This is a genomic window from Acrocarpospora phusangensis (assembly GCF_016862995.1).
Lineage (GTDB): Bacteria > Actinomycetota > Actinomycetes > Streptosporangiales > Streptosporangiaceae > Acrocarpospora > Acrocarpospora phusangensis.
Genome location: NZ_BOOA01000184.1, coordinates 1 through 2,170, shown reverse-complemented (window position 1 = coordinate 2,170; position 2,170 = coordinate 1). Strand labels below are relative to the sequence as shown.

Here is a 2,170-nt window from a genome sequence, read left to right as displayed (position 1 = left end):
CACGGCCGACACCCCAACCCGTCACATCCCTCGCAGGTGGCCGAGAACGGGACTACTCCAGACAGCCGAGGCCTCGGTCCTCCACGCCCGACACAGCTGTCCGAAGGCGGGAGCGCTCAGCGCGGTCGGAGCCTCCCGTCGCAGACAGATGACGACGGGTTTGCTCCGGACAGTCGCAACCCCGGGCCGTCGCACTCGGCGCGGGAGGCCGGAGGCAGGGGCAGTCCAGATCGCCGGGAGGGCGAGCAGTCGCATTCGGCGGAAGCTGAAGGGCGGGAGGTTTTGGGCCGGCGGGGAGGTGGGTCGGCGGGGCAGGTGTGGGTGAGTGAGGGTGGGGAGGGGCTTGTTGGGAGGGCGATTAGGGCGGTTGAGCTGGCGGGGAGGGATCCGGGGCGGGCGCGGGAGGAGGCGGAGGTGGTGTTGGGGGAGAGTGAGCGGGTGGGGGACGCGGAGGCGGGGTCGATCGCGTTGCGGGGGATGGCGTTGGCGGAGTGGGAGTTCGGGGATCTGCGGTTGGCGGACGAGCTTCTGAGCCGGGCGGTACGGAAGGCTGAGGGGGTGCCGGTTCGGGCGGCGCAGGCGGGGATGACGCAGGTGACGCTTCGGGCGTTGCTGGGGGATCCCGAGGGCGCGTTGGCGCTTGCTGATCGGGTTGAAGCGGATCTGAGTGGGCTTGATCGTCATCGGCTGGAGGTTCAGCGGGCGGCGCCGCTGGTGTTTCTGGGGCGGCATGCGGAGGCGGCGGAGCGGTGCTCGACAGCCATTCCCGCGCTCGGTGGGGATCCGCGGTTTCAGGCGGGCGGGCTTCTGAACCGGGGACTCGCGTACGTCTTTCTTGAACGTTTTGGGGAGGCTGCGACCGACTTCGCGTGTTCCGCTGAGATCGCGAGGGAGGCGGGGTACACGCATCTGGCGATGGTGGCCGAGGGCAATCTTCCGTTCGCCGCCGCTCGGCGAGGGGACATTCCCGCCGCTTTCGCGAGTTATCAGGCTGCTGAGCAGTCACTTGTCGGCTATCCCGAGCGTCTCGCGGCGATGCGTGTCGACTTCGCGCAAGCTCTGGTCGACGCACGGCTTCCGGGTGAAGCGCGTGCTCTCCTGGAGCAGGCCGTCCCGGTTCTGGCGTCGTCCGATGCCCAGGTTGCCTTGAGCGATGCCCGGCTCCTGCTGGCTCAAGTGGAACTGTTGACCGGTGACTCGTACCAGGCGCGACAGACCGCACAAACAGCCCGCTCCGAACTACTCGCGCAGGGGCGAACTCGCTGGGCACCGCTCGCCACCGAGATCATCCTGCGAGCCCGCCTCAGCCAGACCGACCAACCTCACCTCGCCGACAGCGGAATCATCGAGCTGCCGCCGGACCTGGCGAACAGCGCCGAGCAACTCCAAGCCGATCTGTACGCATGCGCGGACGAGCTTGCCGCCAACGGTTGGCAGACCCAGGCCGACTCCCTCCGTCTGCTCGCGGCACGTACCGCCACAGGCTCACACGATCGTGAGACGACGGCAGCCCAGCTCTCCCGGTTGTTGACCCCTCGAACCCGCCCGATCATCCGCCACCACGCGCAAGCCGTCCTTCACCACCTGAACGGTGACGACAAGGCCGCCATGAACTCGGTCGAAGCAGGTATCGCCACGTTCCTGGAGACGATCTCCCCGACCGCAGGCCAGGGCATCGAGCACCCCATGGTCATGGGAGCCGCCGAAATACGGGCACACGCGATTCGCGGAGCCGAGGAACTGGCCGCTCTCGGCCTTGAACTATCCCTCGCCCGCGCCGACGGCCGCGCCGTGCTGTCCTGGTCCGAACGCTGGCGCGCCGTCGTACGCGGCGACTTCACCGCAACTGACTTCCACCCAGAGCCCACCAGCCAGCGAGCAACCAGCCCACATTCACACGACGGCAACACGAACGACCTCACGGACAACCTCACGACCGCCCAAAACGCGGATATCCCTGCGGCGGCTGACCCCTCATCAGGTGGCCCCATAGGAAGCCTCAACGTGGGCGCTCTCAAGGTGACGCATCTCCTCGCGGGCGACCGCAACGCGACCGACCTCAACGCGGGCACCCTCACCGCAAGCAATCTCCCATCAGGAGACCTCACGAACGCCCTCAAGGCAGACATCCTCAGCGCAGACACCTTCACCGCAGACTCCCCAACCGCGG

General features: G+C 68.0%; 1 protein-coding gene. It reads left to right on the top strand.

The window, feature by feature from the left end; genetic code table 11:
- Positions 1-414 precede the first annotated feature (414 nt).
- Positions 415-2,170, top strand: a 1,756-nt coding sequence (locus Aph01nite_RS40785; protein WP_204046456.1) for a hypothetical protein, incomplete at its 3' end; no start/stop codon positions are given.